This is a genomic window from Amycolatopsis sp. NPDC051903 (genome assembly GCF_044452505.1).
Lineage (GTDB): Bacteria > Actinomycetota > Actinomycetes > Mycobacteriales > Pseudonocardiaceae > Amycolatopsis.
Genome location: NZ_JBITBT010000040.1, coordinates 1 through 24699, shown reverse-complemented (window position 1 = coordinate 24699; position 24699 = coordinate 1). Strand labels below are relative to the sequence as shown.

Here is a 24699-nt window from a genome sequence, read left to right as displayed (position 1 = left end):
GTGGAAACTTCGACCGAACCGCGCCGCGACCTCCCAAAACTCACCGACCAGCTCGCCGGCCACCGGATCCTGGTCACCGGCGCCGCCGGGGACATCGGGTCCGTCGTCGCCCGCACAGCCGCGGCCCGAGGGGCCGACGTGCTGCTGATGGACATCAAGTCGCCGGCGCTGGCGGAGCTGTCCGCCGAGCTCGGCGCCGGCAGCGCCGGCGCGAACCTCCTGGACACCCTGGCAACGATCGCGGCGATCGAAGCCTTGGCGGACGGCAAGCCCATCACCGGGCTGGTCAACGTCGCCGGCGCCCACAACCGCGAGGCCGCGCTGGAGCTGTCCGCCGACGACTGGGACCGCGTCCTCGCCATCAACGCCCGGGGCACGTTCGTGGTCACCCAAGCCGTAGCGAGGGCGATGGCCACGACCGGCGGCGGCGCCGTCGTGAACTTCGCGTCGATCGCGGCCTGGCAGCCCCGGATCAACCTGGCCCACTACTCCTCGGCCAAAGCGGCGATCGTGGGCCTGACGTACTCGCTGGCGCTCGAACTGGCCCCGCAGGGCATCAGGGTCAACGCCGTCGCCCCGGGCGTGATCTCAACCCGCCTGACAGCGCCGACGTTGGAAGAGCCGGTGTCCCGGGCGGAACGGCTGAGCAAGATCCCCCTCGGCCGGTTCGGCCGGCCCGACGACGTCGCCGAAGCCGTGTGCTTCCTGCTCTCCGACAGCGCATCGTTCGTGAGCGGACACGTACTGACGGTGGACGGAGCCCAATCGGTGGTCTGACGGACCTCCTGGGAGAAGGCCGGCCGGAACGGAGACCCCGTCCGGCCGGCCTTTCGCGCGCCCTGCGGTGCGGTTGCGCGGCCCGGCGAGGATGACATGCTGACGGGACACGAGCGGAGGACGACAGATGGCGATCGACGACGTCACCCTGCACCAGATCCGGGTGTTCCGTGAGGTCGCCAGGACGCGCAGCTACACCAGCGCCGCCCGCCACATGAACCTCTCACAGTCGACGCTGAGCCGGTCGGTGTCGCAGCTGGAGCGCACGCTGGGCGTGACGCTACTGCAGCGCGACACCCGCAACGTCGTGGTCACCGCTGAAGGGGAAGAGTTCCTCAAAGTCGCCGACCAGCTCATCGACACACTGTCGGTGGGGCTTGAGCGCTTCGACCGCTATGCCAAAGCCCAGCAGGGCACGCTGGCGCTGGCCACCCTTGCGTCCTTCGCGGCGGCGGTGCTGCCGAGGCTGCTGAGCGCGTTCTTCAGCGGCAACGAGTCGCTCGACTTCCACCTCGTCGACGGCGGGAACGACGACGTGCTGCGGCACCTGGAACAAGGCACGGTCGAAGTGGCGATCACGGCGGATGTCGAGGTGCCGCAGGGCCTTTGGGTCACGCCCGTGCTGGAGGAGAAGTTCTACGGCGTCGCCCCAGACGACCATCCGTGGGCCGACCAGGACGCGGTCACTTGGAACGATTTCGACGCCGAACAGTACGTGGCCGCGCGCTCAGGCACCAGCATCCGGGCCATCACCGATCAGGCGCTCGCCGACGCGGGCGCGGAAGTCCGCCTGCGGTTCGAGGTCGCCAACATCGCCACGCTGGGCGGACTCGTTCGCGCCGGGTTCGGCGTCTCCGCCCTGCCGGCGCTGGAGTTCATGGGTTACCGGCTCGACGATCTGACACGCGTGCCGATCGTCGGGCCGGGCCCACATCGTGTGCTGGCCGTTATCTCACGGCCCCACACCGAGTTGTCACCGACCGCCCGCCGCTTCCGGAAGGTCGCTGCTCAGGAACTGCGGAGAATGAGCCTGCCCACCGGGATCAGCGTGCTCGCCGCCGAGCCCTGATCGTTGCGCGACGTTCAGCCGGCGCATCGTCAGCAGGGTGGCGATGCCGATCAGGCTGACCCCGAGCACGAAGAAGTACGGCGACCGCAGATTGCCCGTGGAGCTCACCAGCCAGGTGCAGATGTAGGGCGCCGTTCCACCCGCGATGACGACCGACACGTTCGTCACGAGAGCGGTGCCGGTGTAGCGGACTTCCGGTCCGAACAGCTGCGGGGTAAGGGTGTAGTTGCCCGCCTGCGCCGTCGCCATGTTGACAGCGACGACGAAGTACCCCACGCCGGCGAGGAAGAGGTTGTTGAAGTCCATGATCACCAGCGCCGGGTACGTCACGATCGCGTAGGTGGCCAAGCCGATGATCGTCACGTTCACCGAGCCGATCCGGTCCACCAGCCGGCCCGCCACGGGTGTCATCAGCACGCCGAAGAGAGTGCCACCCGCGGTGATCCAGTAGACCGGTGTCTTCGCGTAGTGCAGGCTGGTGATGAGGTAGATCGACAGGAAGGTCGCGCCGACGTAGGCGGTGCCCTGGACTCCGATGCCGAGCAGGATGCCCTTGATCAGCGGGCCGGGGTAGGAACGGAACGCGGAGATCAGGGGGAACCCGTGCCGGGGGCTCTCGTCGTTGTCGATGCGCGGCAGGTAGCGCCGGGCGACGAAACAGACGATCGTCAGGGGCAGCCCGGCCCAGAACGGGATGCGCCAGGCCCACTCGTTCAGCTGGCTGGTCGTGACCAGGCCCGACACCAGGCCGACGGCTGCCGACGCGATGGCGAATCCGCCGTTGGTGCCCACGGGAACAAACGACGCGTACCACCCCTTCTTGCCCGGCGGTGCCACCTCGTTGATGACTGTCGCCGCGCCGCCGACCTCACCGCCGGCGAAGAAGCCCTGCGCGATCCGGACGATCAGCAGGAGGATCGGCGCCAGCACACCGACGCTGGCGTAGGTCGGGAGAAACCCGATGGCCGTGTTGGCCAGGCCGATGCCGACCACCGTGACCAGCAGTGCCGGTCGTCGGCCGAACTTGTCGCCGAAGGCGCCGAAGAAGATCCCGCCGATGGGGCGGATGACGTAGGACAGGGCGAACACGGCCAAGGTGGACAGCAGTGCGGCTGTGGGGTCGTTCCCGGGGAAGAACAGTGGCGCGATGATGGCCGCGACGTACCCGTAGAGGGCCCAGTCGTAGTACTCGATCAGTGTGCCGAGGCTACCGGCCAGCACGACTTTGCGGATGCTTCTCGCGTCTCCCTGCGACGCTGCAGGACTGTGAGCGCTCATCTTCCTACTTTCTCTGGTTCGACGGTGATGGCTACGGACTGCTCAGGACCACTGGGGTCCGTTTCCCCCGCGCTCTCGATCCGATTCGGATCCGATCACCCCCGCGTTCTTCAGCGCCGCGATGCGCTCTTCGGCCAGACCGGCCGCGGTGAAGATTTCTTCGTTGTGTTCGCCGATCTTCGGCGGGACCGCGCGCAGGCGCGCCGGCGTCTCCGACAGCGTGATCGGCATGCCGATCCACTTGACCCGGCCCACCCCGTCGACGTCACCGGAGATCACGAGCTCGTTGTGCGCGACCTGAGGATCGGTGAACAGGGCGTCGTAATCGTTCACCGGCGCGACGAGCACGTCCTCCGCCTCGAAGCGCGCCATGATCTCCTCGCGCGGGAACTTGGCGATGGCTTCGGCGAGCAGCTGCCAGGTTTCGCGGGTGTGGTCGAGGAGGCCTTCGACGGTCTGGAAGCGCGGGTCGTTGACGTCCTTTTCGGACAGTCCACACGCGCGCGCCGCGCGTTGCCACGGATGGTCGACGAAGTACTCGCCGATCAAGGTGAACCACAGCCCGTCCGCGGCCTCGTAGTAGCCGTACAGCGCCGTGTTGCCGGGATGCGCGATCCCGGCGGTGGGCCGCGGGAACCGCTGCCCGGTGTTGAGGTAGGTCGCGGCTTCCTGCAGGTGGCTGGTGATCGCGGCGTTGAGCAGATTGGAGTCGACGACCTGGCCGCGGCCGGTGCGTTCCCGCGCGGCGAGGGCGATCATCATCCCCTGCGCGAACTGCATGGACGCGAGGTAGTCGATCATGAACGTGCCGGTCGGCACGGGACCGCTCTGCTCGGTGCCGGTCAGCGCCATCAGCCCGCTCACCGCCTGCGCGGCGAGGTCCTGGCCGCGGCGGTGGACGTAGGGACCGGACAGGCCGTAGCCGGTCGCGTAGGCGACGATGATCCGCGGGTTGACGGCGGACAGCTGTTCCCAGCCAAGGCCCAGGCGGTCCATGACCCCCGGGCGAAAGTTGCTGGCCACGATGTCCGCGTCGCGCGCGAGATCGAGGATCAGGGCGCGCCCGGCGTCGCTCTTCACGTCGACGGTGATGCTCTTCTTGTTGCGGTTGGTCGCCGACCAGTGGGGACTGAACCCCGCGGCCAGCAGGGGTTGCTGGTTGCGGCCGATCTCGCCGACATCGATGCGTTCGATCTTGATGACCTCGGCGCCGAAGTCCGCGAGGACCTGGGTGGCCGAGGGGCCCTGTTCGAGCTGGGTGAAGTCGAGGATCCGGATTCCCTCGAAGGCGTCGGTCACGGTTCCCCTTCGGTGTCGGGTGGCTGGGCGGACGGCGGAACGGTCAGGTCATCAGGTCGCCGCCGCACACCTTCAGGCACTCGCCGGTGATGTAGGAGGCGTCCGGTGAGGCCAGGAAGGTGATCGCAGCAGCGACTTCTTCGGGACGGCCGAGCCGGCCCAGGGGGTTGTCCTTGATCCGGCGTTCGAGCGCGGACTCGGCGCCCTGCCCGGTCAGCCGGCCGATCTCGGCGTCGGCGTGGTCGGACATGCCGGTGGCGATCCGGCCGGGGGCCACGGCGTTCACGCGAATCCCGCGCGGCGCGAGCTCGGCGGCGAACGACTTGGTCAGGCTGGCGACTGCAGCCTTGGACGCCGCGTAGTGCGCGGACAGCGCGTTGGGCAGGAACCCTTGGATCGAGGCCAGCGTGACGATGGCGCCACCGTCGGCCAGGCACCGCGCGGCGAACTGGAGCGTGAGGAGAGTTCCGCGCGCGTTGACCTGCAGCACGCGGTCCCAGTCCTGGGTGTCCAGCTGCGACGCCGGGCCGAACAGCTGAATGCCAGCGTTGGCGACCACAACATCGAGGCTTCCGACGCGGTCACCCGCGGTGGCCATCGTCTCGGCCGACGTCACGTCCAGCGGGAACGCCTCGGCCTTGCCACCGTCGGCGAGGACGGCGTGCGCCGCGGCCGCGGCCAGGTCCTCGTCGACGTCGGCGATGAGCACGTCGGCGCCGAAGCTCGCGAAGCGGCGTGCGGTGGCGAGCCCGATGCCGCGGCCGGCGCCGGTGATGAGCACTCGGCGGTCGGTGAAGGAGGTCTCGCTCATTCGGCCGGCCCCCAGTGCGCCACACCGGTTTCGCGGTGCCGCCGGTTCTCGATCCCGACGACACCGGATTCCTGGAGCCCGGCGATTTCGGCGGAGGTGAAACCGAGTCCGGCGAGGACCTGCTCGTTGTCCTGACCGACGGTCGGCGGAGCGGTGCGCACCCGTGCTGGTGTGGCGCTGAGCTTCACCGCCGAGCCGACCAGCTTCACCGTCCCGGCGTGCGGGTGCTCGGCCGTGACGACGAGTTCGTTGTGCGCGATCTGCGGATCTTCGAACAGGTGCGGGTAATCGTTGACCGGAGCGGCGAGGATGTCCTGCTCCTCCAGTGCTTTCAGGGCCTGGTCGAGCGACAGGCGGTCGAAGGCGCTCTGGAGCAGCGCGTGGGTTTCCTCGACGTGCTCGGCCAGCCCTCGCACCGTCGCGAAGCGAGGGTCGTCACGGTGCTCGGCGAGCCCCAGCGCGTCGCAGACCCGCTGCCACGGCCGGTCCACGAAGTACTCACCGACGAGCACGAGCCACCGGTCGTCCGCGGTGCGGTACCGCGCGTACAGCGCCGTCGAGTGGCTGTGGGCGACGCCGTGCGGCGGGCGCGGGTACTCGCGGCCGGTGTTGAGGTAGGTCGTCGCCTCCTGCAGGTGCAGCGCGACCGCGGAGTTGAGCAGGCACGAATCGACGACCTGGCCCTCGCCCGTGTGCCCCCGCGCGGCCAGCGCGAGCATGATGCCCTGGGCAAAGTGCATCGCGGCGACGTAGTCGATGGCATACGTGCCGGCGGCGGTCGGTGAGTCGGCCGAGCCGGTCAGAGCCACGACGCCGCCCATCGCCTGCGCGGCCAGATCCTGCCCGCGGCGCTCGACGTACGGGCCGGACCGTCCATAGCCCGAGGCGTACGCGCAGATGATCCGCGGGTTGATCGCGCGCAGGTCCTCGTAGCCGAGGCCTAGGCGTTCCATGACCCCGGGGCGGAAGTTGCTGGCGACCACGTCGGCCGTCTTGACCAGCCGTTCGAGGACGTCACGCGAGCCCGGGGCCTTGAGGTCGAGGCTGAGGCTGAGTTTGTTGCGGTTGTTGGCGGCCCAATGCGGGCTCATGCCGTTGACCCGCGGGCTGTGGTCGCGGCCGATCTCGCCGACGTCGTGGCGTTCGATCTTGATGACCTCGGCGCCGAAGTCCGCCAGCACCTGCGTTCCCGACGGTCCCTGCTCGAGCTGGGTGAAATCGAGGATGCGCACGCCCTCGTAGACGTCACGCAACCCTCCTCCGTCACTCATCGCGCGGGTTCCATGGTTTCGTGCTCAGCCGGGCGCGGCGCGTCCTCCGGTTCGGCGTGCAGCAGGATCGCCTTGCGGCCACTTTGGACGACCTGACCGTGCTGGTTGACGAGCTCCACCGCGAAGATGACCACACCCTGGTCAGGGCGCTTGGTCCGGCGGCGCAGCTCGTCCACCACGAAGCGGACGTGGATGGTGTCGCCGAACCGGATCGGGGCCTTGAACGACCACTCCGAGATCCCCAGGAACGCGATCGCGGTCCCGAACAACAGCCCACCGCCCAGCATCAGCCCGTGCGCCATCGACAGACCCAGCAAACCGTGAGCGATCCGTTCGCCGAACTCGGTCTTCTCGGCGTAGGCCCGGCTGACGTGGACTTCGGAGTAGTCGCCGGTCGTGCCGGCGAAGGTGACGACGTCGCCTTCGGTCACGGACCGGGTCGCCGATTCGAACTCCTGGCCGACGTAGAGCTGGCTCCAGGTGAGACCACGTGCTGCCACGGTGTTTCCTTTCCTCGCGCCCTGGGGGTTGCCGTGACGCTAAGGCGAGGTGACGCCGGGCATCAATTCATTCGCTGCCGTCATCTGTTGAGTCTTGTGCGGCCACTGTTGCCAACCTTGCAAGAATTCCCCCGAACCAGTGCGTTGAATGCCTGGATCTCAGCGGTCAGAGTCGAGTCACCCGAACCACTGGAGAAGGACTGCGATGGCGACTCTTCGCTCCCGGACCACCACCCACGGCCGCAACGCGGCGGGCGCGCGCTCGCTCTGGCGCGCGACCGGGATGACCGACAGCGACTTCGGCAAGCCGATCGTCGCCATCGCCAACTCCTACACGCAGTTCGTGCCGGGCCACGTGCACCTCAAAGACCTCGGCGAAATCGTCGCCGAAGCCGTCAAGGAAGCCGGTGGCATCGCGCGCGAATTCCACACCATCGCCGTCGACGACGGCATCGCCATGGGCCACTCGGGCATGCTCTACTCGCTGCCCTCGCGCGAGATCATCGCCGACTCCGTCGAGTACATGGTCAACGCGCACCAAGCCGACGCCCTCGTCTGCATCTCCAACTGCGACAAGATCACACCCGGCATGCTCAACGCCGCCATGCGCCTCAACATCCCCACCGTGTTCGTCTCCGGCGGGCCGATGGAGGCCGGCAAAGCCGTGGTCGTGGACGGAGTCGCCCAGGCCCCGACTGACCTGCTGACCGCGATCGCCGCCTCGGCGTCGAATGCGGTCGACGACAACGCCCTCACCACCGTCGAGCAGGCCGCGTGCCCGACGTGTGGTTCGTGCTCCGGGATGTTCACGGCGAACTCCATGAACTGCCTCACCGAAGCCCTCGGTTTATCCCTGCCCGGCAACGGTTCCACCCTGGCGACCCACCGTGCCCGCCGAACGCTCTTCCAGGACGCCGGGCGCACGGTCATCGACCTGTGCAAGCGCTGGTACGGCGAGGACGACGCGTCGGTGCTGCCGCGCTCGATCGCCACCAGGGAGGCGTTCGAGAACGCCATGGCGCTGGACATGGCCATGGGCGGCTCGACCAACACCGTCCTGCACATCCTCGCCGCCGCCCAAGAAGGCGAAGTCGACTTCACCATCAGCGACATCGACGCCATCGGCCGCCGCGTGCCCTGCCTGTCCAAGGTCTCGCCGAACTCCGACTATCACATGGAAGACGTCCACCGCGCCGGCGGCATCCCCGCCATCCTCGGCGAACTCTGGCGCGCCGGCCTGCTCCGCGAAAACGTGCACGCGGTCCACGCCGCGTCACTGTCCGACTGGCTGTCCACTTGGGACATTCGCGCCGAGTCACCGTCACCCGAGGCAATCGAGCTCTACCACGCCGCACCCGGCGGCGTCCGCACCACCCAAGCGTTTTCCACGGACAACCGCTGGTCCTCACTCGACACCGACGCCACCGGCGGCTGCATCCGCGACCTCAAGCACGCGTACACCGCGGACGGCGGCCTCGCCGTGCTCCGCGGCAACCTCGCGGAAAACGGCGCCATCATCAAAACCGCCGGAGTCCCCGAAGGCATCCTCCGTTTCGAAGGACCCGCGCTGGTTGTCGAAAGCCAGGAAGAAGCCGTGTCCGCGATCCTGACCAAACGCATCCGACCGGGCGACGTCCTGGTCGTCCGCTACGAAGGCCCCGCCGGCGGCCCCGGCATGCAGGAGATGCTTCACCCCACAGCGTTCCTCAAGGGCACCGGCCTCGGGACCCAGTGCGCCCTCGTCACCGACGGCCGCTTCTCCGGCGCCTCCAGCGGCATCTCGGTCGGCCACATCGCCCCCGAAGCCGCCGCCGGGGGCGCCATCGCCCTCGTCGAAAACGGCGACCGGATCATCATCGACGTCCGCAACCGCACCCTCGAACTCGACATCCCCGCTGAAGTCCTCGCCGAACGCCGGTCCAAAATCGAGACATCCGAACAGCCCTGGACCCCGAGGGACCGCGAGCGCACGGTGTCGAACGCACTGCGCGCGTATGCCGCGATGGCGACGTCTGCTGACACGGGCGCCGTTCGCCGCATCCCAGGAAGGTAATCAGCGACCATATCTGCGGATGAGTCGCACATTGCCAACAGCGAGTGCTTGAAAGGATCTCCCTCAGTTGTCACCGCTCGGCAGACCGAGCTGCGTGTGGTCCTCGCCGCGCGGGGCGAAGTCGACGTGATGACCACACCGAAGCTGCGCGAGGCCATCCTGAGTTCCCTGGCCGACGAGCCGAGCGTGCTGGTGATCGACTTGTCCGCGACCGCATTCGCCTCGTCCTCGGCGATCGGCGCGCTCATCGAGGCGCAGCTCGCCGCCAAGGCGGCGACCTCGGTACGACTCGTCGTCCCGAGCCGCGTCCGCCGGCTCTTGCGCATGCTCGGCCTCGACCAGCAGTTTGAGTACCGCGACACGGTGGCCAAAGCCCTGCCCGAAACGGATTGAGCAGCCACGCTCCTTCCACATCGGGGCAGCGACCCCTCCTCGCCCGGACCGACCTCACATGATTTCGACCAGATCGGTCCCGGACACCACTCGATTTCGTAGTCGACACCTCACAGAACGCACATCACCCGTTCCGGTATCCGCGCACGCAAAAGGTCCCGCCCCTGCCTCCCACCTGGTGAACTGCCAACGTGCCACCACCCTTGACGCCTCACCAGGTCGAGCTCTTGCGTTGGCTCGCAGACGGATGTCCCGAACGCGATTGGCCCGACCACACGCACAAAACCACCATCAGAGCCCTGCACAGCCGCGGCCTTGCCAAGATCACCCGCAAACGCAAGATCTGGGCCGCTACGATCACCGAACGCGGCCGCTACTACCTCAGCCATGGCCGCTACCCACCGGCCATCGCGAGCCACGCCACCGCAACCGACCCACCCGAGGTCCCGCTCACCCGCGATCAACGACGCACCGACGAACCCGTGCTCGACACAACAGCCCGCGCGATGCAGCGCCTCAACCGCCGCCCCCAAACGCCCGCCAAACGCACCACACGCACCGTCCAGGAGACCTACATGCGTTACAAGGTCGTTGTCACCCGCGTTCAGGTCGCCGAACGGTTCGTCCGCGCGAGCAGTGAAGAAGACGCCGCGTCCAAGACGCAGGAAGAGTTCGACCGACCCTACGGCTACTTCGGGTCCTGGAAAACCACCGGCACCGAAGTCGACGTCATCGAAGCCGAACAGACTATCGTCATCAAGCCCACCTCGCTGGCGGCTTATGGCCCGCTGCTCCTCAGCCTCAAAGACGCCGGCAAAGCGCTCGGCCTTAGCTACTCAACGCTCTACCAGATGGTCAACCAGGGCGACATCGACCATGTCCTGCTCGGCACCCGAAAGTACATCTCCCGAGCGCATCTCATCGAGTTCATCGAACGCAACACCCACAAGGGCTACTACCGCGCACGCTGACTCACCCGCCACCCGGCATAGCCTGACTCTCCAAGGCCGCCAACTCACGCTCGATCTTGTCCGCCCGACGTCCTGCGGCGTCAGCCTTCTTCCGCCCCCGGTCTCGTTCTTGCTCGGCCTGCTCCATCTCCTGCGTCAACCGCTGGATGTCAGCTTGCCGCCGCACTTCATCAGCCGGCAGTTTCTCGGTCTCCACGATCCCGCGAGTTTGCCCGCATTCGGCGCACTTGTCCGTGCTAGAGCTCCACCACTGGTGCGAGCGGTGCTGTGTCTTGTCGACGACATGCCCACAGATAAACCTTAATCGCCACGTGTCCAGGTCCTCCGCCCTTGGTCTTGGCGACCGATTGACGATCGTCCAGATGTGCTCGAGCGCTGCTGGGTCGATCGGCGTCGGGGGACAGCAGTATCCGCAGTGCATCACTCGACGGAACACTCGCCCAAACCATCACCGGCGTCACCGGATGGAACGCCACCGGACCGTTCACCATCGGCCGAGGCAAATACACCGGGACCAGCACCTTCTACTTCCCCGGCAGCATCAGCCACCTGCAAGCATGGAACTACACCCTCACACCCACCCAGGTCACGGCACTCGCCCAACAAATCAACTGAACCGACTCGACCAGGAGGTCGCATCACGCCCCAACGGCCGATGCGACCTCCTGGCATTGCGAACTCCGGTGAAGTCTCCACCAGCCCTCTGGAGCGGCCCCACGCCAGACGTTGTGGAGCAAATCTGGAGCACAGGCACGTGATCAACGGCGATCAACCACCTCAAATTGCACTCAACTGCAACCAGCCACGTCACCCGACCAGCACATTCTCCATAACCGCAGGTCAGCCGCTTGATCGAACCTCACTGGCAGTGAGGGGGTCAACCACCACTTCCCACCGCGGGCCGGGGCGACGGCGCGGCCACCGCGCCGGAATATAGGTCAGCCCAGCGCCGCACGTTACTGCCTGGCGCTGGTTCAGGCCTTGGGCACAGAGGTCGGCCAACGGTCGCGCGGCAGCACACCGGGCGGTCGAGCGTGCCGCCCCGAAAGCTCGGCGTACTCGATAGAGATCCACTCCAAGGCAAACCGCGCGAGAGGTGCATGCCACAACACGCGTCTGCCCCATCGATCGCACCAACAACCCGCAAGCGGGTTCACTCATCGACGATGCCGCAGCCGCGACCGCAGCGACGCTGCGCGACTCCGACTTACACCCAGCAGCACCACGGCCTGCACATCGCCTGCTCACACCTGGCGATCATGGATGCGGCACCCCGGCACCCAGCAGCCCCGGGAACCTGCCCACTCAACGGGGCAGCGCCCCCCGACCCACCGGCCAGAGCAAGCAGCCAAACGCGAGTTATCAATTCGTTACCTTCAGGGTCGCACCGGACCGCGGAACTTTCATCGCCCTTAAATCGCCCCTACTCAAGGGTAACAAAAAAGCCCAGGTCACTGACCTGGGCTTTGCTCCCCCGCTTGGACTCGAACCAAGAACCCTCCGGTTAACAGGGTGACAGTCAGATCTCCAGACTGGGTGACGTTCAGGGGCACTGGCGAAGGTTTGGTCGAATACGCCGGGGCCGTCGATCTCAAGGTGAGTGCGTGGTCCGGCCGGCAGTTGCGGCGTGGAAGGTGCAGGTTCCGGAATGGGATGTTTTGGCCGGACACGGCGATACAGAAGTCGGTCAGGGTCGCGGTCACGGTGATGCACACCTGGCGGATTCGCGGAGGCCGGTCGTCGGCCGCGCCGAAGTGATCGGGGCTCGCCGGTCCAGGCGAGCCACCGCCCCCGCAACACCGTAGGCAGCAGCTCGACGACGGCTGGTGACCGGGAGCGCTCGCGGGCCATCCGCGCGTGGGCGCTCGAGAACGGCTGGGACGTCTCCGAGCGCGGCCGGATCCCCTCCAACGTCGTCGAGGCGTACGACAATCGCGACGAGGCGCCAAAGAAGCCTTCGCGTCGACGCAAAAAGGCGTAACCGGGGCTACTTCTCCCCACTGTCGCGGGAGGTTGGTTCTCCGTCCGTTTCCGGGGCGACGTCTCTCGCCTCCGGCGCGGCGACTTCTCCTCCCGCGTCGGCGTGGTGGCGGATCTCGACCTGCGGGTAGACGAGTTTGTTGAGCACGCTCGTGATCGAGGTTCGGCCTTCCACGCTCATGACCATCTTCCCGAACTCGGGGTCCGTGGAGAAGCGGATCCGGACGCCGACGACCGATTTCGGCACCCAGCCGTGCACCGGGCGGGCGCGGCCCAGCTGGTGGGCGAACGCGGAAACCATCTGCAGCGACGGGTCGAAGCTGGTTGTCGGGAGGAGGTCGTAACGGACTCGGGAGCGGAGGTGGCGGGAACGGAAGTGGCGGTGGAGGACGAAGACCGCGATCCCGATCGCGACGACCGCGGTGATCACCCACCACAGCGCGCCGCTCGCGAGCAGGTGGTCAGTATGGAGCGCCTGCGGCGCACTGTGCTGGTGCATGGCCTGGCGGCCATGCGGACCTGAGAACATGTCGGCATTAGGGGCAAGCCTGGCCTGCACTATCTGAGCTGGGATGATGCCGAACGCGGAGTCTCTCGATGTGGTAGGCCCGATCGCACGGCCGATGTGAGCCCCGATGATCAGGTGGCCGGAGCGCGCTGGGCGCCGCGGTAGGACCGTCCCATGCGGTCACCGTCGCCGATGACCGGAGACCAGCCGCGGCGCCCAGGTAGCTCGTTCTAGTTCTAAAACTGACTGAGGTTGTTGACAGTCTTGGGCTCCTGATCTAGGGAGGCCTATGGCTGAGCGAGTGTGGAGTGAGAAGGACCTGGTCAGGCGCGCGAACCGGCGTCTGGCCGTTCTTCGTCACGCCGTGGAGGTCAGCGGGAATGTGGCGGCGACGTGCCGGTACTTCGGGATCAGCCGCACCATCTTCTATCGGTGGAAACGCCGCTGCGAGGATGAGGGCGTGGACGGGCTGAAGGACCGGTCGAGCGCCCCGTTGCACTGCCCGACCATCACCCACCCCGAGGTGGTCGAGAAGATTATCCATCTGCGGCAGCACTACCACTTCGGCCCGCTGAAGATCGAGATGTATCTGCGTCGCTACCACGACGTCGAGATCGCTGCCTCGACGATCTACCGCATCCTCAAACGCCTGGGCATGAACCGCTTGCCCGCTTCGCAGCGCTACCAGCGCCACCAGAAGCGGTGGAAGCGCTACGAGAAACAACGTCCGGGCCACCAGCTGCAGATCGACGTCACGTTCGTCGAGCCGATCACCACCAGCACCGACCAGCGCAGGCGGAAGTTCTACCAGTACACCGCGATCGACGACTGCACCCGCCTGCGCATCCATCCTGCGGATCTACCCACGCTCGGACCAGAAGACCGCGATCCAGTTCCTCGACTACGTCCTGTCCCGGCTGCCGTTCCAGGTCGAGAAGATCCACACCGACAACGGTGCGCCAGTTCCAGACCGCTTTCCACTGGCACGTCCTGGACCAGGGCATCGGCCATGTCTACATCCGGCCCGCAACGCCACGGTTGAACGGCAAAGTGGAACGCTCCCACCGCATCGACGCCGAAGAGTTCTACCGCCTGCTCGACGGCGTCCTCCTCGGCGACATCGGTGCCTTCAACGAGAAACTCAAGGAATGGGAGGACTACTACAACTTCCACCGCCCTCACGGCAGCCTCGCCGGCCAGACCCCGTATGAGAGGCTGCTACAGAAGACCCAACCCCACGCCCAACCTGTCAACCACCAACGACAGCAGCACATCTAGGTCCTTGAGTGTTCTGCGGTGAGGCGCTCGAGGCGGCCGGTTTCCCGCCACGTGCGCAGGATGCGCCGGCCGTAGTTGTGGGTGTTGGCGACGCGGTCGAGTTCGGCGCCGGTTGGAGTTCGGCCGTGGGCGTGTTCGCGGACGAAGTGTTGCCACATTCGTTGTTCGGCGTTCGCTGGTGATGCTTCGGGTTCGGTCTCGGGCGCTGGCGACATGGTCTCGCGAACGGTCTCGGCGGTCTCGGCACCTGGCGTTCTGCTGTGGTGGAGCGCGCGGTTGAGCAGTTCAACAGCGAGCAGGAGGGCGAGCGGTGGGCTGGCGGCGACAATGACGCCGAGGGCGGTGAGGTTGTCGGTGGCGCCGATGTTGGCGCACAGCGAGAGAGAAATGCCGAAGCCGAAAGCACTCCAGGCAGTGCGTCTGCCGGTGGTACCGGCGCGTTTCCAGAGTTCGACAGTGGCGATGGTGAGCAGGCCGTCGACGATGAGGGGCCAGATCGCCGCGGTGGTGAGGTCGGCGCCGAAACGGGCCGCGAAGATGCGGCCGTGGCGGTAGGAGGCGAAGGCCGCGCCGAGGGCGACAAGAGCGGTGCAGGCGCATTGCACCACGAGGGCGGCTGTCCATCGTGGAGAGTGGGTCATGGCCTGGCTCCCGGGTGGTGCTGGTGGGCCAGCGGGTGTGGCTCCCCGGTGAGGGTGGCCAGCGCGGTCGCGACGTCGGTGAGCGAGGCTTTGATGTAGGTGACGGTGGCGTTGTCCGCGGAGTCGGAGTGGCCGGCGTAGGCGTGGGCGACGCCGTAACCGAAGCGGCGTTCGACCCAGGTGAGGGTGGTGTGGCGAAGCCAGTGGGTGGAGATGTTCTGGTTATGCACGAACGGAAGGTGCTTGCCGACTCGCTGCCAGATGTGGTCGTAACGGCGTTTGGTGATCGGTTCGCCGGTGCGGTAGCGCAGCAGCTGCGCCTCCGGATGGGTAGAGCCGCGTTCGGTGGCATGGTCCATAAGCATGCTCATCAACGTGGGTGACACCGGTTGGAAACGACTTGTGCCCTCTTTCTCCCGGAGGTAGACGAGACACTGGGTCGGTTCCAGGTCTCGATAGCGCAGACCGAGCGCCCCGCCGCGACGGCAGGCGGTCTCGGTGTGGAGCCGAAGCAGAAGACTGTCGAGATGAGGATCGTCGCCGGTGCCGGCGGTGACGGTGTTGATCTCGGCGAGCTCCTCGTGGGTGAGCGCGCGCCGCGGGGACGGCAGGCGTCGCGGTTTCGCGACTCTCAGGGCCGGGTTCTGCAGTTCCGTGAGGATTTCGTCGGCAACGGCGTGGCGGTAGAGGCAGCGGATCGCGGCAATGAAGTTCTCCATCGCATGCCGACCGCCCCGCGAATTGCGGCGCACCAGTGCCTTTTCCCGCGCGGCTTCGGCGAGCTGCTTGATCTCCGACGGCGTCGGCTCGTCCAGCCCACGCGCGGCCCACTCGGCTTCGATCTGCGCCCAATAGCTCGCATAGGAGCGTGCCGTCGCCGGAGAGACCGCACGGGCGACCACCGGGATATAGGCCGCGAACGTCGGCACATCGACGGATGGTGCCGCGTCGCTCAGCAGCTCGGTCGGGCTGATGCCCATCTTCGACAACAGCAGCCGGGCGGCCTCGAGTTCGGGCGGGCTAGTCGTCATTGCCGCCGCCGATCAATGAGGAGTGGTAGCCGAGGACGATCTTGTCCAACGCCGCCATCGGGTGGACCACGAGGACGTTCTCGTGCAGATCGGCCACCAGCAGAGCCTGATCACCCGTACGCAAACCACACGGCCGCCGCAACAACAGCGGCACGATGACCTTGCGCTTCGGGTCAAGGGCGAACACACCGTGGCGGTCCGGCACGAACACCACCGACGACCCGACAACGGTCGCCGCGAGACGGATCGACGTCTGCCACCGCAGCCGAGCCAGCAACGGCAGGGCACTCAACCGCCCAGAGGCGTCGACACGCGAGAGGGAGTAGACGAGACCAGCGCGACGACCACGAGGGGCACCAACTGGCAGGGGAAGTGGTTGGGCAGCTGGAATAAGGCTGGCCAGCGGTCCATCAGGGCTTGCCCCGGGAATGATCGGTGGAACCACGGCGGTCATGCCCACCACCGCCCCAACGTCACAGGGCAGGCATCCGACAACAGAAGCCGACCACCCATGTGCAGGGTGATCGGCTGGCTCTGAGAGACTTGGGGAAATCTCACCACATATGGTGTCCGAGGACGATCTCGCACGCTAACCACAACGCTGCGGATCCTCGGCTGACCTGCAGGTTCCCACTCATCGGCCCCGAAGCCACCCCACGCACATGGGGTAATTGAGTGTCCGAGACGATCTTGCACGCTAACCACACGCCTGCAGCTCCATTGATGACGTGCAGGCCAGTGTTGGCCCCTGCTTCAGGGACACGCCCGCTGCCAGGTTGGCGCGCCAACTCGTGACGGCAGCCCACTCACGCAAGATCATAAAGGCTTCCGTGTTTGCTGGTCATCGTGACCTCGACGGACTCGGCAAGGGCGGAGTCTCGAACGAGGAGACCGAACTCGACGTTGCGGTTCTCGGCACTGAAGGAGAAGTTGGCGCTAGTGAGCAGCAGTACCTCGTGGTCGATGATGACGAACTTGGCGTGGCTCACGATCTGCTTGCCGTTCGGTAGCACGGCGGACTCGTAGATGGTGGCGCGCGGGAGCTGGGCCTTGACCTTGGCGGAGTCGGCCTTATCGCCATCGATGTAGACCGTCACGACGACTCCGGGCTGCTGTGAAGCTTGCTTCAGCACAGTCCACATCTGCGAGGTGGGCTCGAAGTTGTAGGTCGCGCAGGTGATCGACTGCCGGGCGGCTTGAACGAGGCGATGAAATTCGCCCGTGAGGTGGCCGACTTTGGCTTCGTGCCCTGGCATGGTCCACACTGGAGTGAGGTCACGGTGAACGGCCTTAGCGCCAGCGATCGCGTGGAGCACCGCGATGGACCGGTCGACCTCGGTGTGGCCGAGGCGACCTGCGGCAAGCAGTTCGCGGACCCGTTCGCGACGGGATGCGTTGATGGTGCCCAGTGCTTTGATCACGTGCTGACCGGTTGATAGCTGCACGGCGAGCCCCACGGCCTCGCTGGCTGTGAGGTACTCGCCGAGCTCGCCGTACGGGTCAGAGGGCATCCACGCTCCCGAAGAACCCGGGCACGGTGTCGCCTGCGGCGGTGGGGAGGTTCAGCACGAAGCGTCGGTCGAGGAACCGGTTGGCTTTCTCGCATGAGGTCTCCGATGCGAATGTGCAGCAATGGCACGCGGCGCCGTGAAGGAAGTCTTCGGGATCGCGTGGGGTACGCATCGCGCAGACGGGGTCGGACGAGCACCGTGCGGCGCGGCGGAGCGCCGAGACAACCAGGCCCTGCAATCGGGTGGGTTCGGAGAGCGCAACAAGTCCGCCGAGCGTGCCTTCGCTGTCGGATGCGGCAGTGCAGATGAGCAGCCCGGCCGCGCCCTCGCGTTCCGGTGTTTCAGTCCACCCGTAGATGCGCTCGGTGAGGCTGGCCGCCCCGTAGCCGCAGGACATCGCCATCTCGCGGATCAGAATGTGCGCGAACGTGTGCAGCAGCCAGTACCGGGGCGAGGGCAGCCGCGTGCCAGGGTCGACCACCTTCGCGGTTTCGGAAAACCTTCGTTCGAAGTTATTGTGGTGCGCCAGCGTGTGCGCTTCCCACAATGGGGAGTCGCGGATCTCCTGCTCCCACGCCTGGACCGCGTCGAGGTCGAGCTGGAGAAAGATTCCCTCACCGCGGTCCTCGGTTGCGGGTACCCAGGCCGGCTTGCCGTTGCGGGTGAGCTTGACGAGCCGGCTGACCAAGTCGTTGACGCGGTCCATCTCGTCGAGCCGGGTGAAGCCGAGCACGGCGTTGACACGCTTCATCTGGTTGACCGCGACGACCCGGCTGATCCGTGGGTGAAGCCGGGTGCCGCGCTGCATTTCGGTGACCATGAGGCCGCTGGAGTTCTGCTGTTGCGGGAACAGCGACGGCTTCTGCAGGTACCGCCACTCGGGCACCAGCAGCTCGACCGGGTCCCACTTCGCGAGCTTCTCGTGGCGGACCTCCTCGGAGTCGGCGGGAGCAAGTACGTCGGCGACGGCTTCGGCAATGTCGTCGTCGGTGACACCGGTCAAGTCGATGTCGCGTGCTGTCGCGAGCGCCCGGATTACTGGGATCTGTTCACCGAACTTCTGAACTTGGTCGACGCCCAGCTCCGCGCGCAGCTTGTCGGCGAGCGCTTCCTTCTCCTCGGCGTCGGTGCGGGGCATGACGATGATGCGCTGCGTGGAGGAGAACCACAGGTTTGACGCACCCATCATGATCAGGGCCGGTTGTGCGTCGCATGCGGCGTCGAACGCGTTCAGGTGCGGGTGGCGCCCGCGGCATTTCTGCGGGATCTTCTCCCGTCCGATCGCGCCCTGCGCTTCGGCCATGCCACGGGCGGCTCCGCAGGAGGCGCAGGTGATCGTGGAGCCCACGCTCTTGCCGACGTTGGCGTCGCGCATCTTCAGATCAGGGTTCTCGGCTTTCGGGCAGGTGCCGCCGCGATGAACCCACAGCTTGTACGGGAACTCGTCGAGGTGCCCGTTGGTGCAGGTCAGCAGGTGCTGGGCGGGAACCGCTGGGCTCTCACGTTTGCGACTGGTCGACCCGGTCTTTTGCCCACCGCGACCAGGGCAACTCTTGTGGCTGAACTGTGCCAGATCGGGCCGGAACGGATGTGTGTTGGTGTAGCTGAACCGTGGAAGCGGGCCGAGGAAGTCGCACCCGGTGCACCGCAACCACTGCGGGAACACCCGCGCCGGAACACCAAGGTCGGAGCCTTCCTTCGACATCGCACCCTTTTTCGGCTGCCACGGGTAGCGCCGCAGAGTGTCGACCTGGGGGCCGAGGTGAAGCCGAACGACGTTCAGGAGGCGGGGTTCGAGGATCGTCGGGATGTGCTCGCGACGCTTCCAGATCGGTTCCCAGTCGTCGAGGCCGGCAGGCATCACCGAGAAGCCCGGCAGGTCCATGATCGCGCCGGGACCGTAGGTGTACAGCAGCGACGAGGGGCGTGCGGTGCCGACCTTGGCACGGTTCTTGGCCGCGCCTTCCTCAACATCGGCGAGCGGGTCGAGCACCTGCTCGTCGTCGTGCAGCATTTCCGATGCGCTCGCGGGTTCGGGGGTGAGGATCTCGCTCATCAGTCGTCGTCTCCTGTGGGCAGCGTCCATTCGGTGACACCGTCGGGTGCCCGTGAGAAGAGCCTCTCGGGCAGTGGGCTGACAAGCAGGTTGATCTCGGGCTGCACCTCACGCATCGAGTTCGCGATCACGAACGGCGCCTGCACCGACCCGCCGACCGACGCCTTGGCGTTCTCGGGACTGATGATCAGCGGCAAGTACTTGTCGCCTTCACCAGTGCGTTCGTAGACAAGCGTCTTACTCATCTCGCCGGCGCGTTTGGCGCGTTCGTTCCACCTGTCGATGCGATTGACCAGCAAGTCATTGGCCTGTTTCGCGGCATCGTCGCTCTGCGCGGCCGCGGCGATCCGCGCCTTGAGCCGTCCGACCAGCGCCTCGACCGCGTCGCGCTGGTCCTTGATCAGCCAAGCGCTCCGCTCAGGCGACAGACCGTCGCCCAGCGGCGCCTGGACGACACGCACCGCACTCACCAGCACCCCGTCGATCCCGCGCGCCAGGGATGTCGGCGAGTATGGCGTGACGGACAGCGCCTCGACCTGGGCGTAGAACGTGTCGTGGTAGTGGCGGAACTGCTCGAAGTGGGCCAGGTCGCGGGGCCGCGCCCAGTTGCCGAGCGCCACGACGAGGCCCGGCCGCCCGGAGGGATCTCGGCCGACGCGGGAGGACGCTTGGATGTACTCGGCGGTGTTCTTCGGTTGTCCCACCACCAGCATCAGCCCGAGGCGCTGCACGTCGACCCCGACCTGGAGCATCGAGGTCGCAAGCACGACGTCGAACGGTGCGTCTGTGCGCGTAGGTGTCTTCTTCCCCGCGTCCCTCGTGGCGAGTCGCGCACGGAAGGCCTCGGTGGTGTCGTAGTCGCTGTCGAACTCCAGCCCGAGCCGGTCCAGCGTGCGACCGATCTCCGCCGATGCGATACGAGATGTCAGCTCGCCGACGTTGAGCAGGCCGAAGGACGCGCCAAGCCGAGACGGGAACCCGGAGTCCTTGCGCGGTCGCTTCACCCGGTTCTGCACGTCATCGGCCACATACCGGGCCATGCCGGCGAGCTCGCGGGTCGCGTTGAAATAGCCGACCAGGGACATGTACGGGTCGGCAGCCGTCCCGGCACGGTCGAACAGGAGCTGGCCGGCCGACAGCAAGACCTCCGCCACCCGGATCTCCGCACTCGACAGGCGTACGCCCTGAGCGCTCACTCCGACGTACTGGCGGCCGGGGTTCTTCCGGTCGATCGGCACTTCCTGGGAGAAGAAGGTGTCGGCCACGTCGAGCACTTGCGGCGGGAAGATCTCCACCTGCCGCCCGTACAGCCCGCGCACCTGCTCCTGTGCGTTGCGCACCGTTGCGGTCGATGCCACGATCAGCGGTCGCACGGGCGCATTTTCCGGAGTCTCCCACGAAGACAGGGTCTCGACCGCGACCTCGAACAGTCCCACCGAGGTGCCCAGCGCCCCGGTGATCAGGTGCAATTCGTCCTGGATGATCAGGTCCGGGGGGCGGAGCCGGTCGACCGGGCGCACTGTCGCCGCGGGGTGCCCGTCCCTTGTGGCCGGGTGGGTCGTGGTGATGCCGCAGTTCGTGTAATCCGGGTGCACGTACCCGTGCCTGCCGCAGCGGCGGCTCACGTATCCAAAGAGGGCCGCGGCTTCACCCTCGCGGGCAAGTCGTGCGAACTTGTCGACGGTGGCGATCACGAACCCGGGTGCGAGCCGGTAGATCTCCTCGTCGACGGTGAGCACCGGGAGGCCCTCGGTCACGGTGCCGCCCTTGGCGAACGGACAGCGGGCCAGCTCGTCGCCGCAGTACACGAACACACGCCGCACTGTGGAGTCGGTCTTCACCTGCGCGGCGGTGATCGGCGTGCCGCACCAGGGGCACCGCTGGATCTGGAGCACGGTCAGACGGTGAGACCCGTACTCGTTGGCCTTGGTGAGCTGCTCGTCCGCCTCTTCGAACCGCTTCGGGCTGACATCCGTGCCGACCCACAGCCCAATCCGGAACGGCTCGACGCCCCAGACTTCCTCCTGATCGAGTCGGGCCAGCTCGGCGGCGCAAACCAGGGCGGTAGCGCGCTGGAACTGCTGGGCGGTCAGGAGGCGCAGTGTGTACCGCATCAGCACCGCGACGCCGTCGCGCCCGTCGAGCGGCCCGTCGGCCGACTGCACAACGCCCTGACGTCGACGGATCGCGAACGTATACGCCGCAAGGCCCAGGTATGCCTCGGTCTTTCCACCACCGGTCGGGAAGAACAGCAACTCGACGCGCGCCTGATGGTCAGCACTGCGCCACGGCGCCGTCGGGTCGGTCAGCGCGCCGAGCTGCATCAGGATGAACGCGAGCTGGAACGGCCGCCACGACGCCGAATCCGCACCCTTCTCGCGCACCTTGGCTTGTGCCTGGTCGATCGTCATCGACAAATCAGAGGAACGTGCGGCTGCCACTTGTGAGGCCACTCGTTGGTCGCGCATCACCCGGTTCATGAACTGGAAGCAGCGCAGCGCTTCTTCGTCTCCGCCGAGGTGCTCCAGACCGTCGACCAGCCGCTGGTGCGCCTGCTTGGCCTCCCACAGCACCAACTCCGCCGTCTCCTGCAGGTGTGGTGGCAAGGTCGCGGCAATCTGGGTCTGCTTGTCGAGCCAGACGCCGTAGCCGTCGATCAGCGGCTGAAGGCTGGCACGAACCTCGTCAGATGTCACGCGCGACAATGCGTCCATCGACATCACGGCCTGGCCCAGCAGCTTCACTTCCTCCGCAGCCCCTTCCGTCTGCGCATCGGCGGCAGACAGCGCGCGGGTCTGCGGCGTCTCGGCAACCGGCAGCCACGTCGTCGAGACCTCGGTCGCACGCCGTGCGCCGTTCCGCGCGACCCACTCGACCGAGCAGGTGCGGCCGACCGCGAACTCCAGGCGATTGCGGTACTGGAGGTTCAGCCGCTGGACTTCCTCGTCGTGCTCCGGCCAGTCCTGCTCCAACACGTCCCGCACCGGCAGGAACACCTCGACGCCGCCCGCATCGACGCGCAGCTTGGTCTGGAACATCCACATGCTAACCGGGATCGGCATCGGGGTTTCTCGGTCGTTGCACAGCGCGATCTCGACGAGCACGCGGCCGTACTGGAGGTCGTCGTACCGGTCCACTCGCAGGCAGATCGACTCCCGCAGTGGAATCGTCGTCGTGCGCCCCACCGTGAGGTCGGCCAACGCAATCGTCCGCGGCTCCTCGATCGGCGTGCGCTGGTAGTGCCTGACCTTGCGGCCAGCCTTGGTCACCTTGTCGGTCTCGATCGTCGAATAGGTGCCCCACGACGCCGTGACAGTGAAAGCCTCAAGGCCGGGCGGGACCTGGAACCGCAGGCCCATCGACGCCGGAATCATCAATCCCTGCTTCGGCGTGCGGTCCTCGGGGTCGTCGTCCTCCGCGTCGGCCTCGGTCTCGTCGGCGGCGAACGCCGGCACACCACGCTGCTCGCGGACAGCGTCCTCATCCATCCGCGCCTCGACCAGGTAACCGCGTTCTGCGGTCCCCTCAGAGTCGTCGTACCTCAGCGCAGCGCCGGAGAGCTTGACCGGAGCGATGTGGCCCACGAGGTACTGCGACCGAGGACTGAACGGCAGCACCTCCTCGGGACCGTGGATTGGTCCGAGCAGTTCCCGCGTCAAGATGTCGACCAGATTCTCGCGCACGGACGTAGACGACCCATCCAGCTCGTGATTTAGCTGGTACAACGCCTGTGGCCCGGTGATCTCGGTGGTTCCTTCCGTCACAGTTCACCAGTGTGCCCGAATGGCGTGTGGTTTGCGCTGCAACACGTCCGGCGACGCCCGCTTCAACGCGCCTTGGAGGGCCCGGCGGGATCGGAATGACCACCGCCGCCGGCGGGAAGCCATCGAAGCAGCACCCGCTCTTCATCGAAATACCGCCCGACGACGCCGCGGCGAATGCGCAGGCTCTCCAGCTGCGTAAGGAGGATTTCTCGCCGCGCCAGGTCGTCGGCGCCGACCGTGTCCCAACTGTCCTGTACGGTCACCCCAGCGAGCGGCTCGCCTCCCCGCTCCGCGAGGAGGCGCTTCACCAGGTACGGGTCGAGCGTTGCCCGGCTCAGCGTCTGTTTGCACTTCGGGCAGTAGAGGATTGGGCGCTTCTGGTTCGTCCCGCGACACATGTACACGTCGCAGGTGTCGCAGGACGCGACACGCGACAGAAATGGGCTGGTTGTCTCCCTGCTGCGTCGCTTGCGGACCTGCGGACTCTCTCGTGAGTTGAGGATGTCCTGCAACGCCGTGAACTCGTCGAGCGTGATCACTGCAAGTGACTTATTGATCACAGGAAGGCCGCGCTCGTCGCGGACGACCGCGAACGGGTCGACATCCTTGGCGTTCCTGCCGCGACCCGGGTTGCGCGGCATCATCCCGGCCAGGATGGGGTTCCGCAGCAGTCGGTTAACCGTGTGATAGTTCCATTCGACGTTTCCCGGCGTGCGCTTGCTACTCCGACCGCCGGGGAGCGGCGCGCCTTCGTCGGTCAGCCACTTCGTGATCCCGTAAACAGTGGCACCGTTCAGTGCCATCATGACGGCCTTCGTGAGCCACTGGAGACGCTCCGGATCCTTGACAAGAACTCGCCCTGGTCCGTTCGGGTTCGCCGCTGAGAGATAGCCGTACGGGATGCCTCCGCCAGCCCAGCGGCCATCCTTAATGAGATGGGCCCGCGCCGAGCGAACGCGTGCCCTGATGGCCTCCGCCTCCATCTCACCAAACACGGCAAGCATCACCGCGAAGGCACGGCCCTGCGGGCTGGTCATATCGATCGGATCCTCAACCGCCACGAGCCCCGCGCTGCACTGCTGCAGCATCTCGTCGGCATGGAGGAAGTCCAGCACTCGCCGCGCAAGCCGGTCCACCTTCCAGATCACCACGGCGTCGAAGCCGCCTGCGGCAAGCAACGCTGTCCAGCCCTTGCGGTCTTCTGGCCGGTTGGCGGTCGCAGAGACGCCGTCGTCGATGAACTCGCCGACGACCTCCCACCCGCGAGCCTCGGCGTAACTGCGGCAGGAATCAAGCTGGCGGATGATCGAGACAGACTCTTCTTTCGTGATGCTGAGTCGGGCATAGAGGGCGCACCGGCGGACCTTGTTGACGTTCACGACACCCACTGTGGCGCACCGCTGATCTTCCTTGCTTCTTTCTCCGTGCGACCTCACTCCTACAGAGGAACGGCACCCTCGGCCTGATCGCCACCAACACGGTCGCCCAAGGCGACACCCGCGAGGTCG

The 24699-nt window shown here is 66.7% G+C and carries 20 protein-coding genes and 2 pseudogenes; 8 read left to right on the top strand and 14 right to left on the bottom strand.

Going from position 1 to position 24699, the window contains the following annotated elements:
* Both ACIA77_RS43330 and ACIA77_RS43325 read left to right on the top strand, forming a co-directional pair.
* The gene (locus tag ACIA77_RS43330; protein ID WP_395891996.1) at positions 1 to 777 is read left to right on the top strand and encodes an SDR family NAD(P)-dependent oxidoreductase; all 777 of its coding nucleotides are present in this window, start codon (positions 1 to 3) and stop codon (positions 775 to 777) included.
* A gap of 127 nt (positions 778 to 904) precedes the next feature.
* Positions 905 to 1846 carry a LysR family transcriptional regulator gene (locus tag ACIA77_RS43325; RefSeq protein WP_395891995.1) on the top strand — a complete coding sequence of 314 codons (942 nt, stop codon included), beginning with the start codon at positions 905 to 907 and terminating at the stop codon, positions 1844 to 1846.
* Here ACIA77_RS43325 and ACIA77_RS43320 read toward each other — a convergent pair.
* From ACIA77_RS43320 to ACIA77_RS43300, 5 genes are all read right to left on the bottom strand, one after another.
* Positions 1751 to 3067: an MFS transporter gene (locus ACIA77_RS43320; protein WP_395891994.1), complete on the bottom strand. Its 1317-nt coding sequence runs from the start codon at positions 3065 to 3067 to the stop codon at positions 1751 to 1753. The genes ACIA77_RS43325 and ACIA77_RS43320 overlap by 96 nt on opposite strands.
* A gap of 99 nt (positions 3068 to 3166) precedes the next feature.
* Positions 3167 to 4423, bottom strand: a complete 1257-nt coding sequence (locus tag ACIA77_RS43315; protein WP_395891993.1) for a CaiB/BaiF CoA transferase family protein — start codon at positions 4421 to 4423, stop codon at positions 3167 to 3169.
* 43 nt (positions 4424 to 4466) lie between these two features.
* Positions 4467 to 5234, bottom strand: coding sequence for an SDR family NAD(P)-dependent oxidoreductase (locus ACIA77_RS43310; RefSeq protein WP_395891992.1), 768 nt, complete (start codon positions 5232 to 5234; stop codon positions 4467 to 4469).
* The gene (locus ACIA77_RS43305; protein WP_395891991.1) at positions 5231 to 6505 is read right to left on the bottom strand and encodes a CaiB/BaiF CoA transferase family protein; all 1275 of its coding nucleotides are present in this window, start codon (positions 6503 to 6505) and stop codon (positions 5231 to 5233) included. The genes ACIA77_RS43310 and ACIA77_RS43305 overlap by 4 nt, the downstream gene beginning before the upstream one ends.
* Entirely contained in the window at positions 6502 to 7005 is a 504-nt protein-coding gene (locus ACIA77_RS43300; RefSeq protein ID WP_395891990.1) for a MaoC/PaaZ C-terminal domain-containing protein, read from the bottom strand. The genes ACIA77_RS43305 and ACIA77_RS43300 overlap by 4 nt, the downstream gene beginning before the upstream one ends.
* Before the next feature lie 205 nt (positions 7006 to 7210).
* On the opposite strand from ACIA77_RS43300, the gene ilvD reads away from it, so the two are divergent.
* From ilvD to ACIA77_RS43285, 3 genes are all read left to right on the top strand, one after another.
* Positions 7211 to 9058, top strand: a complete 1848-nt coding sequence (gene ilvD, locus ACIA77_RS43295; protein ID WP_395891988.1) for a dihydroxy-acid dehydratase — start codon at positions 7211 to 7213, stop codon at positions 9056 to 9058.
* A 48-nt stretch (positions 9059 to 9106) separates the two neighbouring features.
* Positions 9107 to 9451, top strand: a complete 345-nt coding sequence (locus ACIA77_RS43290) for an STAS domain-containing protein (RefSeq protein ID WP_395891987.1) — start codon at positions 9107 to 9109, stop codon at positions 9449 to 9451.
* Between the two features lie 203 nt (positions 9452 to 9654).
* Positions 9655 to 10422 (top strand): helix-turn-helix domain-containing protein, encoded by a 768-nt coding sequence (locus tag ACIA77_RS43285; RefSeq protein WP_395891986.1) that lies wholly within the window; start codon positions 9655 to 9657, stop codon positions 10420 to 10422.
* Position 10423: 1 nt separating this feature from the next.
* On the opposite strand, the gene ACIA77_RS43280 is transcribed toward ACIA77_RS43285, so the two are convergent.
* A complete protein-coding gene (locus ACIA77_RS43280; RefSeq protein ID WP_395891985.1) occupies positions 10424 to 10618 on the bottom strand; it encodes a hypothetical protein in 195 nt (64 codons plus the stop codon).
* 179 nt (positions 10619 to 10797) lie between these two features.
* Between ACIA77_RS43280 and ACIA77_RS43275 the strand changes: the two genes are divergently transcribed.
* Positions 10798 to 11037: a LamG-like jellyroll fold domain-containing protein gene (locus tag ACIA77_RS43275; RefSeq protein ID WP_395892060.1), complete on the top strand. Its 240-nt coding sequence runs from the start codon at positions 10798 to 10800 to the stop codon at positions 11035 to 11037.
* Between the two features lie 1162 nt (positions 11038 to 12199).
* Positions 12200 to 12403, top strand: a pseudogene (locus ACIA77_RS43270) (histone-like nucleoid-structuring protein Lsr2); the annotation flags it as partial.
* 6 nt (positions 12404 to 12409) lie between these two features.
* Here the strand turns inward: ACIA77_RS43270 and ACIA77_RS43265 are convergent.
* Positions 12410 to 12901 carry a hypothetical protein gene (locus ACIA77_RS43265; protein ID WP_395891984.1) on the bottom strand — a complete coding sequence of 164 codons (492 nt, stop codon included), beginning with the start codon at positions 12899 to 12901 and terminating at the stop codon, positions 12410 to 12412.
* A 298-nt stretch (positions 12902 to 13199) separates the two neighbouring features.
* Between ACIA77_RS43265 and ACIA77_RS43260 the strand changes: the two are divergent.
* Positions 13200 to 14188 (top strand): annotated as a pseudogene (locus ACIA77_RS43260) (IS481 family transposase).
* On the opposite strand, the gene ACIA77_RS43255 reads toward ACIA77_RS43260, so the two are convergent.
* The 7 genes from ACIA77_RS43255 to ACIA77_RS43225 form a co-directional block, all read right to left on the bottom strand.
* Positions 14185 to 14829: a DUF2637 domain-containing protein gene (locus tag ACIA77_RS43255; protein WP_395891983.1), complete on the bottom strand. Its 645-nt coding sequence runs from the start codon at positions 14827 to 14829 to the stop codon at positions 14185 to 14187. The pseudogene ACIA77_RS43260 and the gene ACIA77_RS43255 overlap by 4 nt on opposite strands.
* The gene (locus tag ACIA77_RS43250; protein ID WP_395891982.1) at positions 14826 to 15860 is read right to left on the bottom strand and encodes a tyrosine-type recombinase/integrase; all 1035 of its coding nucleotides are present in this window, start codon (positions 15858 to 15860) and stop codon (positions 14826 to 14828) included. Before ACIA77_RS43250 ends, ACIA77_RS43255 begins: the two co-directional genes overlap by 4 nt.
* Positions 15850 to 16314 carry a hypothetical protein gene (locus ACIA77_RS43245; protein WP_395891981.1) on the bottom strand — a complete coding sequence of 155 codons (465 nt, stop codon included), beginning with the start codon at positions 16312 to 16314 and terminating at the stop codon, positions 15850 to 15852. The genes ACIA77_RS43250 and ACIA77_RS43245 overlap by 11 nt, the downstream gene beginning before the upstream one ends.
* Before the next feature lie 352 nt (positions 16315 to 16666).
* Positions 16667 to 17371 carry a DISARM system phospholipase D-like protein DrmC gene (gene drmC, locus ACIA77_RS43240; RefSeq protein WP_395891980.1) on the bottom strand — a complete coding sequence of 235 codons (705 nt, stop codon included), beginning with the start codon at positions 17369 to 17371 and terminating at the stop codon, positions 16667 to 16669.
* Complete coding sequence (gene drmB, locus ACIA77_RS43235; protein WP_395891979.1) at positions 17361 to 19427, bottom strand: DrmB family protein; 2067 nt, start codon at positions 19425 to 19427, stop codon at positions 17361 to 17363. The genes drmC and drmB overlap by 11 nt, the downstream gene beginning before the upstream one ends.
* A complete protein-coding gene (gene drmA, locus ACIA77_RS43230; protein WP_395891978.1) occupies positions 19427 to 23191 on the bottom strand; it encodes a DISARM system helicase DrmA in 3765 nt (1254 codons plus the stop codon). The genes drmB and drmA overlap by 1 nt, the downstream gene beginning before the upstream one ends.
* Before the next feature lie 62 nt (positions 23192 to 23253).
* Complete coding sequence (locus ACIA77_RS43225) at positions 23254 to 24570, bottom strand: recombinase family protein (RefSeq protein ID WP_395891977.1); 1317 nt, start codon at positions 24568 to 24570, stop codon at positions 23254 to 23256.
* Positions 24571 to 24699 lie beyond the last annotated feature (129 nt).

Bases quoted from the DNA above. Each gene is read 5' to 3' on its own strand.
- ACIA77_RS43310 (WP_395891992.1), bottom strand. From the start codon at position 5,234: ATGAGCGAGACCTCCTTCACCGACCGCCGAGTGCTCATCACCGGCGCC.
- ACIA77_RS43325 (WP_395891995.1), top strand. From the start codon at position 905: ATGGCGATCGACGACGTCACCCTGCACCAGATCCGGGTGTTCCGTGAG.
- drmB (WP_395891979.1), bottom strand. From the start codon at position 19,427: ATGAGCGAGATCCTCACCCCCGAACCCGCGAGCGCATCGGAAATGCTG.
- ACIA77_RS43255 (WP_395891983.1), bottom strand. From the start codon at position 14,829: ATGACCCACTCTCCACGATGGACAGCCGCCCTCGTGGTGCAATGCGCC.
- ACIA77_RS43250 (WP_395891982.1), bottom strand. From the start codon at position 15,860: ATGACGACTAGCCCGCCCGAACTCGAGGCCGCCCGGCTGCTGTTGTCG.
- ACIA77_RS43245 (WP_395891981.1), bottom strand. From the start codon at position 16,314: ATGACCGCCGTGGTTCCACCGATCATTCCCGGGGCAAGCCCTGATGGA.
- ACIA77_RS43305 (WP_395891991.1), bottom strand. From the start codon at position 6,505: ATGAGTGACGGAGGAGGGTTGCGTGACGTCTACGAGGGCGTGCGCATC.
- ilvD (WP_395891988.1), top strand. From the start codon at position 7,211: ATGGCGACTCTTCGCTCCCGGACCACCACCCACGGCCGCAACGCGGCG.
- drmC (WP_395891980.1), bottom strand. From the start codon at position 17,371: ATGCCCTCTGACCCGTACGGCGAGCTCGGCGAGTACCTCACAGCCAGC.
- ACIA77_RS43265 (WP_395891984.1), bottom strand. From the start codon at position 12,901: ATGCACCAGCACAGTGCGCCGCAGGCGCTCCATACTGACCACCTGCTC.